This window comes from Streptomyces gelaticus, from assembly GCF_014649535.1.
Lineage (GTDB): Bacteria > Actinomycetota > Actinomycetes > Streptomycetales > Streptomycetaceae > Streptomyces > Streptomyces gelaticus.
The window spans coordinates 76,647-98,567 of record NZ_BMTF01000007.1 but is presented as its reverse complement, the minus strand read 5'-3'; the positions used below and the strand labels follow the sequence as shown (position 1 = coordinate 98,567).

10 protein-coding genes are annotated in these 21,921 nt (G+C 71.6%); 9 read left to right on the top strand and 1 reads right to left on the bottom strand.

The window, feature by feature from the left end; translation table 11 throughout:
* Positions 1 to 11: 11 nt before the first annotated feature.
* Positions 12 to 602: a hypothetical protein gene (locus IE107_RS12720; RefSeq protein ID WP_189543850.1), complete on the top strand. Its 591-nt coding sequence runs from the start codon at positions 12 to 14 to the stop codon at positions 600 to 602.
* 52 nt (positions 603 to 654) lie between these two features.
* Here IE107_RS12720 and IE107_RS12715 read toward each other — a convergent pair whose 3' ends face one another.
* A complete protein-coding gene (locus IE107_RS12715) occupies positions 655 to 1,602 on the bottom strand; it encodes a methionyl-tRNA formyltransferase (protein WP_189543849.1) in 948 nt (315 codons plus the stop codon).
* Positions 1,603 to 1,847: 245 nt separating this feature from the next.
* Between IE107_RS12715 and IE107_RS12710 the strand changes: the two genes are divergently transcribed.
* From IE107_RS12710 to IE107_RS12675, 8 genes are all read left to right on the top strand, one after another.
* On the top strand, positions 1,848 to 3,200 hold the full coding sequence (locus tag IE107_RS12710) for a lysine N(6)-hydroxylase/L-ornithine N(5)-oxygenase family protein (RefSeq protein ID WP_189543848.1): 1,353 nt from the start codon (positions 1,848 to 1,850) through the stop codon (positions 3,198 to 3,200).
* An 11-nt stretch (positions 3,201 to 3,211) separates the two neighbouring features.
* Positions 3,212 to 4,270 carry a FecCD family ABC transporter permease gene (locus IE107_RS12705; RefSeq protein ID WP_189543847.1) on the top strand — a complete coding sequence of 353 codons (1,059 nt, stop codon included), beginning with the start codon at positions 3,212 to 3,214 and terminating at the stop codon, positions 4,268 to 4,270.
* Positions 4,267 to 5,328, top strand: a complete 1,062-nt coding sequence (locus tag IE107_RS12700) for a FecCD family ABC transporter permease (RefSeq protein WP_189543846.1) — start codon at positions 4,267 to 4,269, stop codon at positions 5,326 to 5,328. The genes IE107_RS12705 and IE107_RS12700 overlap by 4 nt, the downstream gene beginning before the upstream one ends.
* A 39-nt stretch (positions 5,329 to 5,367) precedes the next feature.
* The gene (locus tag IE107_RS12695) at positions 5,368 to 6,222 is read left to right on the top strand and encodes an ABC transporter ATP-binding protein (protein WP_373302434.1); all 855 of its coding nucleotides are present in this window, start codon (positions 5,368 to 5,370) and stop codon (positions 6,220 to 6,222) included.
* 150 nt (positions 6,223 to 6,372) lie between these two features.
* Positions 6,373 to 7,422 carry an iron-siderophore ABC transporter substrate-binding protein gene (locus IE107_RS12690; RefSeq protein WP_189543845.1) on the top strand — a complete coding sequence of 350 codons (1,050 nt, stop codon included), beginning with the start codon at positions 6,373 to 6,375 and terminating at the stop codon, positions 7,420 to 7,422.
* A 46-nt stretch (positions 7,423 to 7,468) separates the two neighbouring features.
* Entirely contained in the window at positions 7,469 to 9,256 is a 1,788-nt protein-coding gene (locus IE107_RS12685) for an ABC transporter ATP-binding protein (RefSeq protein ID WP_189543844.1), read from the top strand.
* Between the two features lie 57 nt (positions 9,257 to 9,313).
* A complete protein-coding gene (locus tag IE107_RS12680) occupies positions 9,314 to 20,200 on the top strand; it encodes a non-ribosomal peptide synthetase (RefSeq protein ID WP_189543843.1) in 10,887 nt (3,628 codons plus the stop codon).
* A complete protein-coding gene (locus tag IE107_RS12675; RefSeq protein WP_189543842.1) occupies positions 20,187 to 21,887 on the top strand; it encodes an ABC transporter ATP-binding protein in 1,701 nt (566 codons plus the stop codon). The genes IE107_RS12680 and IE107_RS12675 overlap by 14 nt, the downstream gene beginning before the upstream one ends.
* Positions 21,888 to 21,921 lie beyond the last annotated feature (34 nt).

Below are 21,921 nucleotides of genomic sequence, written 5' to 3'. Positions count from 1 at the left end.
TCCCCAGAAACATGACCGCAGCCGAGCACCCCGTCCTGCCGCGCCAGTCCTCGCCGCCCGACGACGGCCGGCCGCCGCAGGACCGGCGCCGGATGATCCGTCGGCGGCTGATCACGGCGACCATCATCGTGCTGCTCATCGGCATCCCGGCCGGCTATATGCTGATCTCCGCCGGCCAGAGCCGCCGCTCCGGTCAGAACAAGGAGGCCGAGGCCTCCGCGCAGGGGCTCCGGGAGGGCTGGCCGTCCCGGATGCAGCGCCGGATCTTCGAGCTGCCGATGCCCGGCAATTCCCTCGACGTGCAGTACTACGAGACCAACAACTGGAAGGCGAGCCGGCTGTACGTGGAGTTCCGCACCACGTCCGCCGGGCTCGACCGCTTCCTCGGCCGGATGGGCAGCGGGCGCTCCGACCTGGAGCCCGGCAAGGTGACCATCGGCGCCCGCGACCAGGAGGTCTCGGGCTGGAAGTTCGACCCAGGGGTGGAATGGGCGGGCACCACGCACACCAACAAGGACCCGCGGCCCACCCAGGACATCATGGTGAACATGACCGACCCGATGAACCCGGTCGTCTACGTGGTGTCCGCGGCGACCCCCTGACCGGGGTCGGAGTCGCGGAGGACGCCCTGGGGGCCAGGATGCTGATGGTGCGTCAGGGGCGGTTGGTCAGGTAGCCGCCCATGGAGGTGAAGTACTCCTTCGCAGGCATCTCCCGGCCGTTCCCGGTCCGTACGCGCGTGATGGCCAGACCGTGGTTGCGGCCGGTGCGGGCGTCGGCTCCGGCGACGATCACCACGCCTTCGCCCTCGCGGTAGAAGATGCGGCCGGGCGTGCCGCCGTAGCGGCCCCGGGACACCACCGAGGCGAGAACTTCGAGCCGCTCGCCCCGGTGGAAGGTGAAGGCGCTGGGGTACGGATCCGACTGGGCGCGGACCAGGCGTTCGAGGTCCTCGGCCGGCCAGGACCAGTCGATGCGGATGTCCTCGGTGGACCGCTTGTGGAAGAAGCTGGCCAGGGAGCGGTCCTGCTTGGTGAACTCCGTCTGCCCGCCGGCGATCAGGTCGAGTGCGCCGATGGTGACCGGGGCGATGAGGTCGACGGTCTTGTGGAAGAGGTCGGTGGCGGTGTCCGACGGGCCGACCGGAACCGCCTCCTGGCGGACGATGTCGCCGGCGTCGAGCTCGTCGTCCATCATGTGCGCGGTGACGCCCACTTCGGACTCGCCGTTGATCAGGGCCCAGATCAGCGGGGAGAACCCGGCGTACTTCGGCAGCAGTGAATCGTGCACGTTCAGGGTGCCGTGGCGCGGGAGGCCGAAGATCCGCGGCGGGATCCATGTCCGCCAGTTGTTGGCCACGATGATGTCCGGGTCGGCCGCCTCGAGGCGCTCGAACAGCTCGTCGTCGTCCGGGCGGTTGCGGATCAGCACCGGGATGCCGTGGTCCTCGGCGAGGTCGGCGACGGAATCGCTCCAGATCTTCTCGTACGCGTGCTCGCTCCTGGGGTGCGTCACGACCAGAACCACCTGGTGCTCGGAGTCCAGGAGGGCCTGCAGGGTGCGATGGCCCCAGGTCTGGTAACCGAACATGACGACCCGCATGGGGTTCCTCCTCAGGGCAGGGGTAGACCGGCGGTAAGTAAAGCAAGGCTTACCTTAGTTTGCAACAGGGGTATTTCGGGCCGTGATTGACGGATCGTCAGGGTGCGGATGGCGGATCACCCTGTCGACAACACTGCATGATTAGCTTAGGCTCACCTAAGTTTGTTGGGCAGCTCCGTCGGCGTGCCCATCTCTCGTACCTTCCCTACGCCTGACAGGCGGCTTTCCCGCACGATGGGAGTGACATGTCACCGGTTCTTCCTGGCGACGCACCACTGGTCCACGACCTGATCGGCATCGGCTTCGGCCCCTCCAACGTGGCCATGGCGATTGCGCTGAGCGAGCACAACTCAGGCGTCGGCAGGCAGGAGCCGGTCACCGCTCACTTCTTCGAGCAGCAGCCGGGCTTCGGCTGGCACCGCGGCATGCTGATCGACGACGCCACCATGCAGGTCTCCTTCCTCAAGGACCTGGTGACGCTCCGGAACCCGGCCAGCGAGTTCAGCTTCCTCTGCTACCTGCAGAGCAAGGACCGGCTGATCGACTTCATCAACCACAAGAACCTCTTCCCGCTGCGGGTCGAGTTCCACGACTACTTCGAGTGGGCCGCGGCCAAGGTCGACACCATGGTCTCCTACGGTCACGAGGTCGTCTCCGTCACTCCCTTCGTCCACGACGGTGTTGTGGACCACCTGGACGTGACCGTCCGCTCGGAGGAGGGGCTGAAGGTCCACCAGGCCCGCAACCTCGTCATCGGTACCGGGCTGCGGCCCCTCATGCCGGCGGGTGTCGAGCGCGGTGACCGCGTCTGGCACAACTCCGATCTCCTGCGCAAGGTCGACGGCCTTGAGGGCACCTCGCCCCAGCGGTTCGTCGTCGTGGGCGCCGGGCAGAGCGCCGCCGAGAACGTCGCCTACCTGCACCGCCGCTTCCCCGGGGCCGAGGTCTGCGCGGTCTTCTCCCGCTACGGCTACAGCCCCGCCGACGACAGCAGCTTCGCCAACCGGATCTTCGACCCCGGGGCGGTCGACGACTACTTCACCGCGCCCGAGAGCGTCAAGAGCCGGCTGATGGCCTATCACGGCAACACCAACTACTCCGTGGTGGACATCGATCTCATCGACGACCTGTACCGGCAGATGTACCAGGAGAAGGTCCTGGGCACCGAACGGCTGCGCTTCCTCAACGTGTCCCGGGTCAGCGAGGTGGAGGAGACGCCCGACGGTGTACGTGCCACCGTGAAGTCCCTGGTCACGGGCGAGGAGACGGTTCTGGACGCCGATGTCGTGGTGTTCGCCACCGGCTACAGCCCCGCCGACCCCCTCGGCCTGCTCGGCGAGGCGGCCGACCGCTGCCTGCGCGACGACGAGGGCCGCGTCCGCGTCGAGCGCGACTACCGCGTCTCGACCGACCCCTCTCTGCGCTGCGGCATCTATCTCCAGGGCGGCACGGAGCACACGCACGGCATCACGACGTCGTTGCTGTCCAACACCGCGATACGGGTCGGCGAGATCCTCGACTCGCTGCTCGACCGGGGAGTCGAGTCCGCCTCCGACGAGGCCCGGCCGGTCGCCGACGGCACCGGGGCAAAGGGATAACGAGCGCCGACATGCGCACGACTGCAGTTGAGCGTCCCGCCCCCGGGGGGACCTCAGTGGCCCGCCGGCGGCGGCTCGTCGGTCTGCTCGCACTCGTGGCGGTCCTTGCGATCGCCGCGGCGGTCTCCTTGGCCGTCGGCGCCCGCGCGCTGAGCCCCGCCGAGGTCTGGTACGGACTGTTCGCGGCGCCCGACCCCGACCGGCGGCTCACCGGGATCAGACTCGTCGTGCAGACCGTGCGGGTGCCGCGGACGGTGCTCGCGATCGTCGCGGGCATCGCCCTGGGGACCGGCGGTGCGCTGATCCAGGGCTACACGCGCAACCCGATAGCCGACACCGGCCTGCTGGGGGTGAACGCCGGAGCCTCGTTCGCCGTGGTGTCGGTGATCGCTGTGTTCGGCCTCGCCGACCCGTTCCAGTACGTCTGGTTCGCCTTCGTGGGAGCGGCGATCGCCGGCGTGGTCGTCTTCGGCCTCGCGAGCATCGGCCGGGGGGCGGGCAATCCGCTGACGCTCGCTCTGGCCGGGCAGGGGATCACGGTGTTCCTCGCGGCGATGACCACGGCGGTGGCGCTGTCCGACCAGAAGTCGCTGAACGCACTGCGGTTCTGGAACGCGGGCTCCGTGGCCGGTGTCGGATTCGACGTCATCCGGCCGGTGACCGCGTTCATCGCGGTCGGACTGGTACTGGCGCTGATCACCCTGCCCGCCCTCAATCTGCTCAATCTGGGTGACGACGTGGCGCGGGGGCTGGGCGTGAACATCGCGGTGAGCCGGACGGCCGGCATCGTCGCCATCACCCTGCTGGCCGGGGCTGCCACGGCGGCCTGCGGTCCCATCGCGTTCCTCGGGCTGATGGTGGCCCATGTGGCCCGGTACCTGACCGGGCCGGACTACCGCTGGCTGGTGCCGTACGCGGGGCTGCTCGGGGCCGTCGTCCTGCTGGTCTGCGACATCGTGGGGCGCCTGGTGGTACGGCCGGGCGAGCTGGACGCGGGTGTGGTGGTCGCCCTCCTCGGCGCCCCGTTCTTCGCGATTCTGGTGTGGCGGGGAAAGTTCAGGAACGCATGAACGGGACAGACGTGAACCCCTCGGTGGCGCCGGGCGTGCGGCTCGGACGGGTGTCGTTCGTATGGCGTCCCTGGCTCGTCCTGGTCACGCTGCTGCTTGCGGCGGCGACCTTCCTGGTGTTCTGCCTCTCCATCGGGGTCGGGGACTTCCCCATCGGCCTGTCCCGGGTGATCGCCACGATCCTCGGCCGGGGCGAACAGGTCGACGAGTTCGTGGTCATGGAACTGCGGATGCCGCGTGCGCTGGCCGGTCTCGTCGTGGGGATCGCGCTGGGCGTGTCCGGGGCGATCACGCAGTCCGTCGCCCGCAACCCGCTCGCCAGCCCGGACATCCTGGGCATCACCGGGGGAGCCGGCGCGGTCGCGGTGTTCCTGGTGACGGTGTCGGGCGGCACCGCCGCGGCGGTGGTCGGCTCGGTGGGCCTGCCCGCGGCGGCGCTCGCGGGCGGTCTCGGCACGGGGCTGCTGGTGTACTTCCTGGCGTGGCGGCGCGGGATCGACGGCTTCCGGCTCATCCTCATCGGCATCTCGGTGAGTGCCGTGATGGAGGCGATCACGACGTGGCTGCTGGTGCGGGCCGACATCAGGGACGTGGCCAGGGCCCAGGCGTGGCTGGTCGGTTCGCTGGCCGACCGGTCGTCGGACGAGGTCGAGGTGGCGCTCCGGTGCACGGTCGTCCTCGTCGTCGTGGTGGCCGGTGTCGCGTTCCAGTTCAAGCCGATGCACCTCGGTGACGACGTCGCCGCTGGCCTGGGCGTCCGGTACACGCGGGTGCGGGCGATCCTGCTGCTGTGTGCGGTGCTGCTGGCCGCGGTGGCGGTGAGCGCGGCGGGCCCGGTTCCGTTCGTCGCTCTGGTGGCACCGCAGGTGGCGATGCGTCTGGCGAGGTTCCCGACGCCGCCGATGGTGGCCTCCGGCCTGGTGGGGGCGCTGCTGCTGATCGGCTCGGACCTGGTGGCGCGTACGGCGCTGCCGGTCACGGTGCCGGTCGGTGTGGTCACCGCCGCGCTCGGCGGCCCCTTCCTCGTCCTTCTGCTGGTGCGGGCGAACCTGAGGTAGACGGTGAGAAAGCAAGACGAATCCAACCAAGGAGGGCTCGTGGCCGCTCAGTTCACCACCGAGGTCGAGACCGTGCCGGAGACCGGAGGCGAGGGCGGAGCGCGGCTGGCGGCCAGGGGCGTCACGGTCGGGTACGGCGGCCGGAAGGTCATCGACGGCCTCGACGTGGCGATCCCTCCAGGGGTGATCACCACGATCATCGGTCCCAACGGCTGTGGCAAGTCGACCCTGTTGCGCACTTTGACCCGGCTGCTCAAGCCGGCCGGCGGCTCGGTCGTGCTGGACGGCGAGGACATCGCCGGGCTCCGGACCAGGGATGTGGCGAAGAAGCTGGGCCTGCTGCCGCAGGCGCCGGTCGCACCGGAGGGGCTGACGGTGGCGGACCTGGTTGCCAGGGGGCGCCATCCGCACCAGAGCTGGCTGCGGCAGTGGTCCTCGGACGACGCGGGCGTGGTGGAGCGCGCGCTGACCATGACCGGGGTCCTGGAGCTGGCGGACCGCCCGGTCGACTCGCTGTCCGGCGGGCAGCGCCAGCGCGTCTGGATCTCGATGGCCCTGGCCCAGGGCACCGACCTGCTGCTGCTGGACGAGCCGACCACCTATCTGGACCTGGCTCACGCGATCGACGTGCTCGATCTGGTGGACGATCTGCACGAGTCGGGGCGCACCGTGGTCATGGTGCTGCACGACCTCAATCTGGCCACGCGCTACAGCGACCACCTCATCGTGATGCGGGCGGGATCCGTCCTCGCACAGGGGCACCCGCGTGACGTGATCACCGCCGAGCTGCTGCACGAGGCGTTCGGGCTGCGCGCCGCGGTGATCGACGATCCGGTGGGGGACCGGCCGCTCATCGTGCCGGTCGGCCGTACGCACGTACGACTCGATCCGTAGCCGCGCGGCGTGCGTGCGGGTGACGTCCCAACTCATGCCCAACAGAGGGAAATTGGCTGGTTAGGATAGGCTATCCTCACCTGCATGGGATAAGGTTTGGCTGCCCTTACGCAGAGGTGCAGTGGACCGTGTGAAAGCAAGGGATTCCGGATGCTTCTCCATCGAACGACGCTTGTGAAGCCCTGGCGGCGGGTGGCGGCGACACTGTCCGCGACGGCGCTCGGTGCCGGTCTCCTCGCGGGATGCGGTTCCGGCTCGGTGGACGAGAAGAGCGACGACGCCCCGGCCGCGGCCGACGGCGCGTTCCCGGTCACCGTGGAGCACGCCTTCGGATCCACGCAGATCACCAAGGCGCCCCGGCGCGTCGTCTCGGTCGGCTACACGGACGACCAGGCCGTCCTGGCGCTCGGCATCAAGCCGGTCGGCATGGTCGACCAGTATCCGAACCCGGCGGGCAAGTCCCCCGACATCAACACCCAGTGGCCCTGGGTGAAGGACAAGTGGGGCGACACCCGCCCCGAGGTCGTCATGAACAACGGTGACTCGGGCCCGAATTACGAGAAGATCGCCGCCCTGCGGCCGGATCTGATCGTCGCGGTCTATTCCGAGATCGACAAGGCCGCCTACGAGAAACTCTCCAGGATCGCCCCGACGGTGGGCCGCACCAAGGGCGAGAAGGAGCCCTTCAGCGCTCCGTGGCAGGACAACGCGGTGCACATCGCCAAGGCGCTCGGCAAGGAGCGCGAGGGAACCGAGCTGGTGCAGGGCATCCAGGACAAGCTCGACGCGGCCAAGAAGGCGCACCCGGAGTTCGCCGGCCGGACCGCCGTGGCGCTCTCCTGGTACAAGGACTCCGTCGCACCGTTCACCTCCACCGACGTGCGCGGGCGGCTGACGACGGGCATCGGCTTCACGTACCAAACGGAGATCGACAGGATCGCGGACGGCAAATTCTTCACCGCGCTGTCCCCCGAGCGCGTCGATCTGGTCGACGTCGACCGCATCTTCGTCATCAACGACAAGGCGGACACCGAAGCGCTGAAGAAGTTCGAGCTGTTCACCAACCTGTCCGCGGTCAAGGACGGCAAGGTGTCCTACCTGTTGGACAGCGAGGGTCCGGCGGTCGGCGCGGCCATGTCCCAGGGCACCCTGCTGTCGTTGCCCTACGCGATCGACGAACTCGTCAAGTCGGTCGACTAGACATGCCGATCGGACTGACCCGTCCCCGGAGAGATTTGGTCTTCGTGTGAGCACCGCCGACACCCGTGTCGCCCCGGCAACCCTGCGCACGGCGACCGGGGGTGAGGCCGCCGGGTGGGTCGCGGCGCACTGCCGCCGGGCCCCCTGGCTGACGGCCGCCACCCTGCTCACCACGGTGGCGGGGGCAGCCCTCCAGGTCCTCCCCGTGCTCCTGCTGAGCCGGGTGGTCGACGGGGTGACCGGAGGCGGGTCGCGCTCGGTGCTCCTCACCGTCGGGGTGCTGATGGTGGCCGCCGCGCTGCTCGGTGCGGTGGCCACCGCCGTGTCGACGTACCTGATCGGGCGGCTGGGGGCGGAACTGCTCGCCCGGCTGCGGGAGGGTGCCGTCCGTGCCGTGCTGGGGATGCCGAGCGCACGCGTCGAGCAGGTCGGCCGGGGCGATGTGCTCTCCCGGGTCGGCGACGACGTGGCCGTGCTGTCCAAGGGCATCCGGTCCGCCGTTCCCACGGTGTTCTCCGCGGGCGTGCTGGTAGTCATCGCCACGGCCGGCATGTTCGGGCTGGACTGGCGGCTGGGCCTGGCGGGCGCCGGCGCGCTGCCCGCGTACGGGCTGGCGCTGCGGTGGTACCTGCCCCGGTCCGCACCGCTCTACCGGAAGCAGCGCGCCGCCCAGGCCGACCGCGCCCAGGCGTTGATCAGCGGTCTGAACGGGATCGACACGGTCCGGGCGTTTCGCATGGAGGACGCCGTCCGCGAGAAGGTCACCCGGGAGTCGTGGCGGGTGCGCGATCTCGGCGTCGATGTGTTCCGCTTCTTCGGGCGGTTCGTCGGCCGGGAGAACCGCGCCGAGTTCATCGGGCTGGTCCTGATCGTGGTGGTGGGGTACGCCCTGCTGGAGGCCGACGCCGCCAGTCTGGGCGAGGTCTCGGCGGCCCCGCTGATGTTCCACCGGCTGTTCACCCCGCTGGGCGCCATCATGTTCACCTTCGACGAGGCGCAGAAGTCGGGGGCGAGCCTCACCCGTCTGGTCGGGGTGCTGGGGGAGCCGGCGGAGGACCGGCTGGTGGGCGAGGTGTCCGTCGCGCCGACCGGCGCCGGGGCGTATCCGGTGACGGTGGAGGGGCTGACCTTCAGCTATCCCGACACCGAGGAACCGGTCCTGCGGGAGGTGAACCTGTCCGTCCCGGCCGGTGGTTCGCTGGCGCTGGTGGGGGCGACGGGTGCCGGTAAGTCGACCCTTGCCGCGCTGATCGCCGGCATCGGGACCCCGCAGACGGGTGCGGTACGCATCGGGCCGCACGACCTCGCCGGTCTGGACGAGGCCGGGGCGCGGGCCCTGGTGAGCATCCTGACGCAGGAGACGCATGTGTTCTCGGGTCCGCTCGCCGACGATCTGCGGCTCGCCGCACCCGGGGCGAGCGACGCCGAGCTGATGGAGGCATTGCGCACGGTCGGCGCGGGCGAGTGGGCCGAGCTGCTGCCCGACGGGCTGAACACCACGGTCGGCGAGGGCGGCGAGCGCCTGGACGTCACCGAGGTCGCCCAGATCGCCCTGGCCCGGCTGGTGTTGGGCCGTGCGCCGGTGGTGGTGCTCGACGAGTCGACCGCGGAGGCGGGCAGTGAGGGCGCCGCCGAACTGGAGCGGGCCGTGCTGGCCGCGTGCTCGGGGCGGACCACGCTGTTCGTGGCGCACCGGCTGACCCAGGCGATGGCGGCGGACCGGATCGCCGTGCTGTCCGCAGGGCGTGTGGTGGAGGAAGGAACGCACGGGGAGCTGGTGGCTCTGGGCGGCCAGTACGCGCGTCTGTGGCGCGCCTGGCGTGAGGGTAGTTAGGTGAACCTAAGTTAGGTTAGGCTAACTTGCATACCTTGGAAGGATGCTGAGTCTTCGATGACGGAACCGAGCGCTCCTCGCGTACTGCTTTCTCCCGCTCGCCTGGCCGGTTTGCGCCGGCGAACCGGCGACCACAGTGACCGGACCATCGCCGAAGCCTGTGCCATCGGGCTGTCGTACTGGGCGACCGGCCTCGGCCCCGACGGTATGGACCTCACCCCCGGCACACTGTTCACCGATGTCCTCGGGTGGGTCGACAACGGCGGTACCGGCAGCGGTGGTTGGGAAGCCGTCGCGGACGGCTGGAGCATCGCCGTCCCCGGTGACGCCGGCCCGGCCGACGCGCAGCTCGCACTGGACGACCTGGCCGACTTCCCGGACCGCCCCCTCGGCACCATCGGCCCGTCCAGTGCGGCAGCGAGGATCGAAACCCTGGCCGAGTGGAACGACAACCGGGCCGACCGGGTCCGCCCCACCGTCATGGAGATGTTCCGTGCGCAGGCCCGTGCCAGGCCGGACGCCGTCGCGATCGTCGATGAACACCGTTCCCTGACGTACCGACAAGTTGCCTCATACTCAGGTCAGTTGGCTCACCACTTGATCGAACGCGGCCTCGGCCCCGAGCAGGTCGTCGGGATCTCGCTCGGCCGCTGCGCCGAGATGGTCATCGGACTCCTCGCCGTTCTCCAGGCCAAGTGCGCGTTCGTGCCGCTCGATCCGCAGTGGCCCGCCGCGCGCCGCGCCGTCGTCGTCGAGGACGCCCGGGTCGTGCTCCAGCTCAACGGCTCCGGCGAGCACGGTCCGGGTGAGCCGGACGCGGTGGCCGTCGACCTCGACGACTGGCGGTTCGCCGACTGCCGGGCCGAGGGGCCGGAGGCGGCCGTCCCCGGCGCCGCCCTGGCGTACGTGATCTTCACGTCCGGTTCGACCGGACGGCCCAAGGGCGCCATGATCCGGCACGAGGCGATCAGCGAGCGCCTGCTGTGGCAGGTCGACGAGATCCTGCGCTTCGGCCACGACGACGCGTCGCTGTTCAAGGCGCCGTTGTCCTTCGACATCTCCATCAACGAGATCTTCCTGCCGCTGGTCTCCGGCGGCAGGCTGGTGATCCTGCGGCCCGGCGGTGAACGCGACCCGCACCACCTGCTGAGTGTGATCGCCGAGCAGCGCGTCACCTTCACCTACCTGGTGTCGTCCATGCTGGACGTGCTGCTGGAGATCGTGGGCGACTCCGGCCGCCTGGACAGCCTGCGGCACGTCTGGTGCGGCGGCGAGGTGCTGACCCCGGAGCTGTACGAGCGGTTCCGCGCCCGGCTCGACATACCGCTGTACCACGGCTACGGTCCGGCCGAGACGACCATCGGCGTCTCCCACGTCATCTACCGGGGCGCGGCCGAACGCCTCTCGACCTCGATCGGCCGGGCCAACCCCAACACCCAGCTGTACGTGCTCGACGAAGAACTGCGCCCGGTGCCGGCCGGGGTCGGCGGTGAACTGTACGTGGGCGGGCTCCTCCTGGGACGTGGATACGTCAACGCACCCGGTCTGACCGCCTCCCGGTTCGTCGCGAACCCCTTCGCCGACGACGGGTCCCGGCTGTACCGGACCGGCGACCTCGCGCGGTTCGCCCCGGACGGTTCGCTGGACTTCCTCGGCCGCGCCGACAACCAGATCAAGATCCGCGGCATGCGGCTGGAGATCGAGGACGTCGAGGCCGGCCTCGCCGAACACCCCGGGGTCCGGCACACCTGCGTCGTCGCGAAGAAGAACACGGTGGGCGGCACCTACCTGGTGGGGTACGTGATCCCGGCCGCCGGCCACACGGAGCTGCGGGCGGACGACGTCCAGGAGTGGGCCGCCCGGCACATGGTGGAGTACATGGCGCCCGCCCACCTCGTCGTGATGAAGGAGTTCCCGCTCACCGCGAACGGCAAGCTCGACCGGGGCGCCCTGCCGGAACCCGAGATCGGCACGGGCGCCGTCGTGGCGCCCGCCACCGACAACGAGCGGGCGGTGTGCGCGGCCGTCGCGGCGGTGCTGCGCCTGGAAGAGGCCGGGGTCGACCAGGACTTCTTCCGGCTCGGCGGGGACAGCATTCTGGCGATCTCACTGCTGAGCGCGCTGCGGGAGGCCGGCCTCCATGTCACCGCCCGGCAGATCTTCACCCACAGCGTCCTCGGGGCACTGGCCGCGGTGGCGAGCCGCGAGGACGTCTCCGCCGTGGACCACGGCGACATCGCGACCGGCCCTGTCGTGGGATCGCCCATCGTGCAGTGGCTCGGCCGGACCACGGACGCGATCGACGGCTTCGTGCAGTCCGTCGTGCTGAACACACCGGCGGAGCTGACCGCCGACGCGCTCGACGAGATCCTCGCCGCGCTACTGGGACGGCACGACATGCTGCGCGCCAGGCTGGTGCGCGGCGAGCGCTGGAGCTTCGACATCCCCGGGGCCGGACGGGCCGCGGTCGCGTGGCAGGAGAGCGACCGGTCGCCGGCCCAGTGCGTGGAACTCGCCGCCGAGGGGCTCGACCCGGACAACGGTGTGATGCTGCGCGCCGTGTGGCGCCGCGAGGCGCGGCAACTGGTCCTGGTCGCCCACCACGTCGTGATCGACGGGGTGTCCTGGCGGATCCTGATGGACGACCTGGCCACGGCCTGGCGCCAGTACGCCTCCGGCGCGCCGGTCGAACTTCCCCCCGTGGGAACGTCGTTCAGACGATGGACCCAGCTGCTGGACCGCGCCGCCTTCGACACCGACCGCGCCCACTTCCAGCGCCCCCTGCCGGGAGCCGACGCACCGCTGGGCCGGCGCGCGCCGTCCGGCACCGACACCGTCGCCCGGGAGCGGACACGGACCGTCTCCGTGGGCCCCGAGGACACCGCCGCGCTGCTCGGCGCGATCCCCGCGAAATTCCACGCGGGCGTCAACGACGTACTGCTGACCGCGCTCGCCGTCGCCCTCGCCCGGTGGCGCCGCGACCGGGGGCAGGACCAGACGTTCGCCCACATCGAACTGGAGGGACACGGCCGCGAGGGGCGCCACGTGGCGGACGCGACCGGCTTCGAACCGGAACTCTCGCGGACCGTGGGCTGGTTCACCACCCTGTTCCCGGTGACCGTCGACCCCGGCACGACAGCCGACTTCACCGCACCCGCGTACCTGGCCGCCGCCCTCAAGGCGGTCAAGGAGGACCTCGCCGCCGTGCCCGGCAACGGCGTCTCCTACGGTGCCCTGCGCTACCTGAGCGACACCGGACTGACCACCCCCGCACCGCAGGTGCTGTTCAACTACCTGGGCCGCTTCGATGCGGGCTCGTCCGACGACTGGCAACTCACCGGCACCACCGCTCAGTTGGGGGAGAAGCGCGACCCGAGGATGCGGCTGCCGCGTGCCCTGGAGTTCAACGCCATCGCCGAACCCGACGCGAGCGGCGCGTACGAGCTGGTCACCACCATCTCCTGGCCCGAGGGGATGTTCACCGACGAGGACATCGCCGCCCTCGGCGGGTACTTCCGAGCCGCCCTGTCCGCCCTGGCCGCGCTCGAAGAAGGCGGCCACACCCCCAGCGACTTCCCCCTGGTGCGGCTCACCCAGTCCGATATCGACGAGCTGGACGGTCCGGAGCTGCGGGACGTCCTGCCGCTGACCCCCTTGCAGGAGGGCCTGTACTTCCACTCGGTCTTCGACGACCACACGACCGGCAGTTACGTCGAGCAGCAGCTGCTGACGCTGGGCGGCGACGTGGACGCCGACCGGCTCGCGGCGGCGGCCACCCGGCTGCTCACGCTGTACCCCAACCTGGCCGCCCGGTTCACGGCCCTCGCCGACGGCCGGGTCGTCTCCGTCGTCGAGGGCGGCGCACGGGCACCCTTCACCACGCTGGACCGCCCCGGCCTCACCGACGAGGAGATCCGCGACCACGCCGAGCGGGACCGCCGCGCCGGCTTCGACCTGGCCGCCGGGCCGTTGATGCGGTACACACTCATCCGCGCCGGTTCCGGCCGCAACGTCCTGGTGCAGACCGTGCACCACATCGTCGCCGACGGCTGGTCGGTGCCGCCGATGCTCCGCGCGCTGCTGGCCGAGTACCACGCGCCGGGGAGCGTGTACCCGCTCGGCGGATACCGCGACTACGTGGCCTGGCTCGCCGGACGCGACCGCGATGAGAGCGACCGGGTGTGGCACCACGAGCTGGCCGGGCTGCCCGGCCCCTCGCTGGTGGCCGAGGGGCACACCCCCTCCGACCGGTTCGCGGACATCACCGCTGAGCCCGCCCTCGACATCGACGCCGCCGCCCGGCTGGCCGGTGTGCCGCTGAGCGTGGCCGTGCACAGCGCGTGGGCGGTGACGCTGGGCGGCATCCTGCACGGCCGGGACGTCGTGTTCGGCTCCACGGTCTCCGGGCGCGACGCCGAGGTGCCCGGCATCGGGGACATGGTCGGGCTGTTCATCAACACGGTCCCCGTACGCGCCCGTTGGTCCGCCGCCACCACGGCGGGCGAGCTGCTCACCGCGGTGAAGGAACACCAGAGCACCGTGCTGGCGCACCAGCACGTCTCGCTGGCCGGGATCGGCCGCCGGGCCGGCACCGGCCCGCTGTTCGACACCCTCGTGGTGTTCGACGTCGCGACCGACGTGGAGACGCTGCGCGGACCCGGCGACGAACTGGTCATCACCGGCATCGTCAACGAAGGCGCCCCGCACTACCCGTTGACGCTGGTCGTGGAGCGCACCGCCGACGGCCGTCCGCGCTTCGGCCTGATCCACGACGGGGAGCTGCTGCGCCGGGAGAGCGCCGAGGCGATCCTGGGCACCTTCACCCGGACCCTCACCGCCCTGCTCGAACAGCCGGACACCCCGGTCGACGGCCTCCTGGCCCCCGAGGCCGGCCGGAGCCCGGCGCCGGTCCCTCCGGTCACCCTGGGCGAGCTGTTCGACGCCGCCGCGGACCGCGACCCGGCAGCCACCGCCGTCACCCAGTGCGCCCTCGACGGTGCCACCCGGTCACTGACGTACGGTGAACTCGCCAAGGCCAAGGACGAGTTGGCCTCGGTCCTGCGTGCGGCCGGGGCCGGTCCCGGCACCCGGGTCGCCGTCGCCGTACCGCGCTGCGTGGAGCAGGTCGTCGCGCTGGTCGCGGTCGTCACCGCGGGTGGCGCGTACGTACCACTGGATCCGGCGTACCCGGACGAGCGGCTGGAGTACATCCTCGCCGACGCCGCCCCGCAGGTCGTGCTCGTCGGCCGTGAACAGCGGGACCGCTTCACCCGCCTGCTGGACCGGGCGGGCGTGGCGGCCCGGGTGCTCGTCCAGGGCGAGGAGCCGGTTCCGGCCGCCACCACCGGGCCCGGGCCCGACTGGCGCGACCCCGCGTACGTGATCCACACCTCCGGCTCGACCGGCCGCCCCAAGGGCGTCGTGGTCCCGCACTCCGCCGTGGTGACGCTCCTCGCGAACACCCGGCCCGACATGGACTTCGGCCCGCACGACGTCTGGGTCCAGTTCCACTCCTTCTCCTTCGACTTCGCGGTCTGGGAGCTGTGGGGCGCCTTGGTGCACGGCGGTGAACTGCTGGTGCCGGAGTACGCGCTGACCCGCTCCCCGGTCGACTTCCACCGGCTGGTCCGCGAGCGCGGCGTGACCGTGCTCAACCAGACCCCGTCGGCGTTCCACCAGTTCATCGAGGCCGACCGGCTCGCCGCCGAACCGGTCACCGCGCTGCGCCGGGTCGTCTTCGGGGGAGAGGCGCTGGACCTCGGACGGCTGCGCGGCTGGGTCGAGCGGCACGGCACCGGTGCGCCCGAGCTGGTCAACATGTACGGCATCACCGAGACCACCGTCCATGTCACCCACCGGGTGCTGACCGACGAGGACTTCGGCCGCGGCGACGACGTCAGCCCGATCGGCGGCCCGGTCCCCGGCCTGGCCGTCCATCTGCTCGACGACCGGCTCCGGCCGGTGCCGCCGGGCCGGGTAGGCGCCATCTACGTGGCCGGGGACCAGGTGTCGCTCGGCTACCTGGGCCGGCCGGGGCTCACCGCGGGCCGGTTCGTGGCGAACCCGTTCGCGGCCGACGGCTCCCGCATGTACCACACCGGCGACCTCGCCCGCCGCACCCTCGACGGCGAGCTGGAGTTCGCCGGCCGCGCGGACGACCAGGTGCAGCTCAAGGGCTTCCGGATCGAGCCCGGCGAAGTGGAGTCCGCGGTGCGGGAACTCGACGGCGTCGTCGACGCGGCCGTCACCGTGGCGGACAGCGGCGACCATCTCGTCGCCCACGTCGTCGGCCGGGTGCCCGGCGACTTCACGGCCCTGCTGTCCGCCAAGCTGCCCGTGCACATGGTGCCGGGACGGGTGCTGCCGGTGGACGCCCTGCCGCTGACGGTCAACGGCAAGCTGGACCGCGAGGCCCTGACCGCGCGCGCCGCCCGGGACGAGGCCCCGGTGGCCACGAGCGACTCCGCGCTCACCGCACTGGTCGGCATCTTCGCCGAGGCACTGCCCGGCGTCGCCGTGGACGCCGACACCGACTTCTTCGGCGCCGGTGGCGACAGCATCGTCGCCATCACCGTGATCAACCGCGCCAGGGCGCTCGGCCTGCGGATCGCGCCCCGGGACGTGTTCCTGTTGAAGACACCGCGCGCGCTCGCCGGCCGGCCGGCCACACGCGCCCCGCAGCCCGTCGCGCCCGCCCCGGCCCAGCGCGAGGACGGCCCGCTGCCGGCCACCCCGATCATCCTGCGCCGGCGCGAACTGGGCGGCTCGCTCGCCCGGTTCGCCCAGGCCAGGGCGGTGGTCGCGGCCGAGGGCACCGACCTCGCCGACGCCCGCCGCGCCGCGAACGCCGTCGTGGCCGCACACCCGGCCCTGCGACTGCGGCTGCGCGTCGAGCACGGCGTGTGGACCCTGCGCACCGAACCCGCCCGAGAGGTCGCCGTCACACCGGTGAACACCCCCGACGCGACGGCCGCGGCGAACGAGGCCGCCGCACGGCTCGACCCCGAGTCCGGGGACGTCATCGCGTTCTCCTGGCTGGCGGCGAGCCGCACCCTGGTGGTCACCGTGCACCACCTCGCCGTCGACGCGGTGTCCTGGCTGATCCTGCTCGACGACCTGGCCACCGCCCTCGGCGGCGCGGCCCTGCCACCGCCGACCACGTCCTACGCCGAGTACGCCGAGGCGCTGGCGGCCCGGTCCGGCCGGGCGGCCGGCTCCCTCGGACGCTGGATCACCACGCTGGAGGCGCCCGCCCTGCTCCCCGAGGTCCGGGACCTGCGGAAGACCACGGTCGTGCTCGCCCCCGAGGTGAGCGACCGCGTGACGCGCAGTGCCCCCGCCGCACTCGGCGTGGGCCTCACCGAGCTGCTGTGCGGCGCGCTGCGCACCGCGCTGACCCGCATCCAGCCCACGCCCACCGATCTCGCGATCGAACTGGAGCGGCACGGCCGGGTCCCGGCCCTGGAGCACCACGACTACTCCCGTACCGTCGGCTGGTTCACCGCCATCGCACCGGTGCGGCTCACGGCGCACACCGACCCCGTCGCGGCGGCGCGCGAGCTCGCCGCACGCCAGCCGGACGAGCGAGATCACGTCGCCTACGGCCAGCTCAGGTACCTCGACCCGCAGACGGCCCCGCTGCTGGAAGCCCGCCCGCAGGTGCTCTTCAACTACCTCGGCCGGGGCGGCGAGTCCCGGGCCCTCCACCTCACCGGCGGCGACCAGGACAGCCCGTACGCGGTCGAGGTCGACGCGTGGACCGATGACGCCACCGGAAGCCTGCACGCGGCCTTCACCCTCGCCGAGGGCATACCCGACGGGATCACCGAGCACTGGCGCACCGCACTGGAGCACATCGCCGACGCCTCCGCCGCCGCCGAGCGCACCGCCCCGGTCACCCCGCTCCAGCGGGGCCTGTTCTTCCAGGCCCAGATGGCGGGCACGGCCGGACACTACGTCGCGCAGAGCTGGTTCACCTTCGACCGGCGCCTGGACCCCGACGCGCTGGCCGAGGCGATGGCGTACGTGATCGCGCGCCACCCGGTCGTGGGCGCCGGATTCACCACCGACGACGACGGAAACCCGGTCCAGGTCCTCAGGGCGGGCCGACGGGTCGAGGTCCGTACGGTCGCCGCGAAGTCCGAGGCGGAGGCCGAGGAACTGCGCACCCGGGACCGCGAGTCGGGATTCGAACCGGGCGAGCCACCACTGATCCGGCTGACCGTGGTGCGGCTGCCCGACGGCCGGGACGGCCTGCTCCTCAGCTACCACCTGCTGCTCTGGGACGGCTGGTCGCGCGAGATCGTGCTGCGGGACCTGTTCGGGGCGTACGAGGCCGTCGTGGCGGGCGAGCCGTTGGCCGCGACTTCGGCCGTGCCGGGATTCGAGGACTACGCCCGGACGCTCGCCGCCAGGGACCCCGAGGCGTCGAACCGCTTCTGGGCGGAGCACCTGGCAGGACTGCCGGGCCCGACACTGCTTGCCGGGCCGTCCCCGGCCCTGCCGGACGGCCTGCCACGCGCGATCACGCACACGTTGTCCGCCGGACTCTCCGACCTGCTGCGGGACGCGGCCAGGGTGCACGGAGTCACCCTGAACACGGTGCTGACCGCCGCGTTCGGCCTGCTGCTCGGCGCCCGCACGGGCCGCGGTGACGCCGTGTTCGGTGTGACCGTCTCGGGCCGCGAGGGCGAGGGCCACTCGGACATCGTCGGTGTGCTGCTCAACACGGTGCCCATGTGGACGCGGGCCCGGCCCGACGACACGGTCGGCGCGTACCTGGCGGCCGTACAGGCGGCCCGGGTCGAGGCGATGGAGCACGAGCACCTGGGGCTCGGCGAGATCCAGCGGGCCGGCGGGCACGACACCCTCTTCGACAACCTGTTCGTGCTCCAGAATTTCCTGGACCTGGACGCGTTCGCCGGGATGAACGCCCGGCACGGCATCACCTCCGTGCGGGCCGACGACTCCACGCACTACCCGTTCACCTGGGTCGTCACGCCCGGCGACCGGCTCACGGTCAAGCTGGAGCACCGCGACGACGACCCCGAGGGAGCCCGCCGTCTCCTCGACGACTACCTCCGCATACTGGAGGACCTCGCCCGGTCGACGGGGAAGGTGGGCGCGCTGCCGGGCCTCGTCCCGGCCCCCGAGCCCGCCGTGCGCACCGACATCGGCACGGACACCGTCGTCGACCGCTTCGACCGGGCGGCGGACCGCGCCCCCGGCCGCGTCGCGCTCGTCGCCCACGGCTCGACCCTGACCTTCGCCCAACTCCAGGATGGCAGCAGGGCGTTGGCCGGTGTGCTCGCCCGCCGGGGCATCGGGCCCGGAACGACCGTGGGTCTTGCGGTCCCGCGCTCCCTCGACTCGATCGTGGCGCTGTTCGCCGTGCTGCGCGTCGGCGCCGCGTACGTACCGCTGGAACTGGACCACCCGGACGAGCGGATCGCGGCCGTCGTCGCGGACGCCCGGCCCGAGGCGATCCTCACCGTGAGCGCCGTGTCGCCCCGGCTGACCGGCGAGCTGATCGAGCTGGACCGGCCCCTGCCCGAGGCCGATCCGTACGTGACGTTCGCGCCCGGCGACCCGGACCGCCTGCGGCACCCCGCGTACGTGATCCACACCTCCGGCTCGACCGGGAAGCCCAAGGGCGTGGTGACCGAATACGCCGGGCTCACCAACATGCTGATCAACCATCAGCGGCGCATCTTCGAACCGGTCCTCGCCGAGCACGGCCACCGGGTGTTCCGGATCGCGCACACCGTGTCGTTCGCCTTCGACATGTCGTGGGAGGAACTGCTGTGGCTCGCCGACGGCCACGAGGTCCACATCTGCGACGAGGAACTGCGCCGCGACGCCCCCCGCCTGGTCGAGTACTGCCGTGAGCACGCGATCGACGTCATCAACGTGACCCCGACCTACGCACAACAGCTGGTGGCCGAGGGCCTGCTGGACGATCCGGCACGGCGGCCGGCGCTGGTGCTGCTGGGCGGCGAGGCCGTCACCCCGACGCTCTGGCAGCGGCTCGCCAGGACCGAGGGAACGGCCGGCTACAACCTGTACGGACCCACCGAGTACACCATCAACACCCTCGGCGTCGGCACCTTCGAATGCCAGGACCCGGTGGTGGGCGTGGCGATCGACAACACCGAGGTGTACGTACTCGATCCGTGGCTGCGCCCGCTGCCCGACGGGGTCCCCGGTGAGCTGTATGTAGCGGGCATCGGCATCGCGCGCGGCTACCTCGGGCAGAGCGCCCGGACCGCGCACCGCTTCGTCGCGTGCCCGTTCGCCGGACCCGGCGAGCGGATGTACCGCACCGGCGACCTGGTGATCCGCCGGCCCGACGGGAACCTGACGTACCTGGGCCGCACCGACCAGCAGGTCAAGATCCGCGGGCACCGGGTCGAACCCGGCGAGGTCGAGGCCGTGTTCGCGGCGCACCCGGCGGTGCGGTTCGCCGCCGCGGTCGCCCAGCCAGACCCGCAGGTCGACGGCGGGTACCGGCTGGCTGCCTATCTCGTGCTGGACGGCGCCGACCTGGCGCAGGTCGCCGCGGAAGTCGGCGCCGGGCTGCCGGACTTCCTGCGCCCGACGCATTTCGCCCGGGTCGACGCCATCCCCCTCACGGTGAACGGGAAGGCCGACACCGGGGCGCTGCCGGAGGCCAGGCCGCTCGGCGCGCTGACCACTGCGGGAGAACGCGCCCCGGAGACCGGAACCGAGACCATGGTGTGCGAGTTCTTCGCCGAGGCGCTGGACTTGGACGACGACGAGGTGAGCGCGGAGAGCGACTTCGTGTCCCTCGGCGGGCACTCCATGCTGGCGGTGCGGCTGAACGGGCTGCTCCGCCGAGAGTACGGTCCCGTGATCACCATCCGCGATCTGTTCACCCTGCGAACCCCGGAAGCGATTGCCCGCCACCTCGATGAGAACTCCTGACACGCAGCGCCCCCGGCCGGGGGCGGACATCCTGCGCACCGCGCTGCGCCGCAATGTCGGTGCCATGGTCCGGGGCACCGTCCTCATGGGCCTTTACCAGGCGGGGGAGACCGCCTTCCCCATCGCGCTCGGCCTGATCGTCCAGCACACGATGCAGGACCGCAGCCCGGCCGCGCTCGGCCTGTCGATCGGCGCGCTGGCCGTGATCATCACGACGGTGTCGTTGTCGTGGCGGTTCGGGATGCGGATCCTGCAGAAGGCCAACACGACCGAGGCACACCGCTGGCGGGTGCGGGTGGCCGCCTGCGGGCTCCAACCGGTGGCCAGGGACGTCGACCTGAAGTCCGGCGAGGTGCTCACCATCGCCACCGAGGACGCCGACCAGACCGCCGACATCGTCGAGGTGGTGCCGCTGCTGATCAGCTCGCTGGTCGCGGTGCTGGTCGCGGCGGTCGCGCTGGGCCTGGCCGACATCCGGCTCGGCCTGCTGGTGATCGTGGGGACCGTCGCGATCCTGGCGGTCCTGGCCGTGATGTCCCAGCGGATCGGCGCCAGTACCCGCGAGCAGCAGGCCCGGGTGGCGCGGGCGGGCGCGAAGGTCGCGGACCTGATCACAGGCCTGCGTCCGCTGCACGGCTTCGGCGGCAACCACGCCGCGTTCGGGGCGTACCGGAAGGTCAGCACGGACGCGAAGCGCCAGGCGATCACCGTCGCCCGGGTGAACGGCGCGTACGCGGGCACCGCGCTGGCTCTCAACGCGGTCCTCGCCGCCGCCGTGTCCCTGACGGCGGGGTGGCTGGCGCTCGACGGCCGGATCACCATCGGGGAACTGGTCATGGCCGTGGGCCTCGCGCAGTTCGTCATCGAGCCGCTCAAGATGTTCTCGGAGATGCCCAAGTACGTGATGACGGCGCGCGCTTCGGCCGAACGGATGGCGCTGGTGCTCTCCGCGCCGCCGGTGACGACCGCGGGGGCCGGGCACCCGGCCCCGGGCGGAGGTCTCGCGGTCGACGGCGTCCGGCACGGGTCGCTGCGCGGGCTGAAGTTCGAGGTGTCCGCTGGTGAGTTCGTGGCGATCGCCGCCTATCAGCCGCGTGCGGCGGCCGATCTCGCGGCGGTCCTCGCGGTGAACGTCGCGCCGGACGCGTACGAGGGAGTGGTGCGGCTCGGTGAGCGGCCGGTCGCGGAGCTGTCGGTCGAGGCGGTCCGGGAGCACATGCTGGTGAACCCGTACGACGGGGAGATCTTCGCGGGCACGCTCCGCACGAACATCGACCCGTCGGGCACCAGCCGGACGGTTCCCGAGGCCGTCGAGGCGTCGATGCTGACGGATGTCGTCGCTCTCCACCGCGACGGGCTCGACCACGCGGTCCGCGACCGCGGGGCGAACCTCTCCGGGGGGCAGCGCCAGCGGCTGTCCCTGGCCCGCGCCCTGGCCGCCGACACCGACGTACTGGTCCTGCACAACCCGACGACAGCGGTCGACGCGGTCACCGAGCAGCTCATCGCGCGCAACGTCGCGAAGTCGCGCCGCGGCCGTACCACGGTCGTGATCACCAGCAGCCCGGCCCTGCTGGACGCCGCCGACCGGGTTCTCGTGCTGGACGAGGGCGTCATCACCGCCGAGGACACCCACCGCAACCTCCTGGCCCGCGACGCCGATTACTGCCTGGCCGTGGCCCGGTGAAACGCCGGCGGTTTCGGGGACGTGCCCGGACACG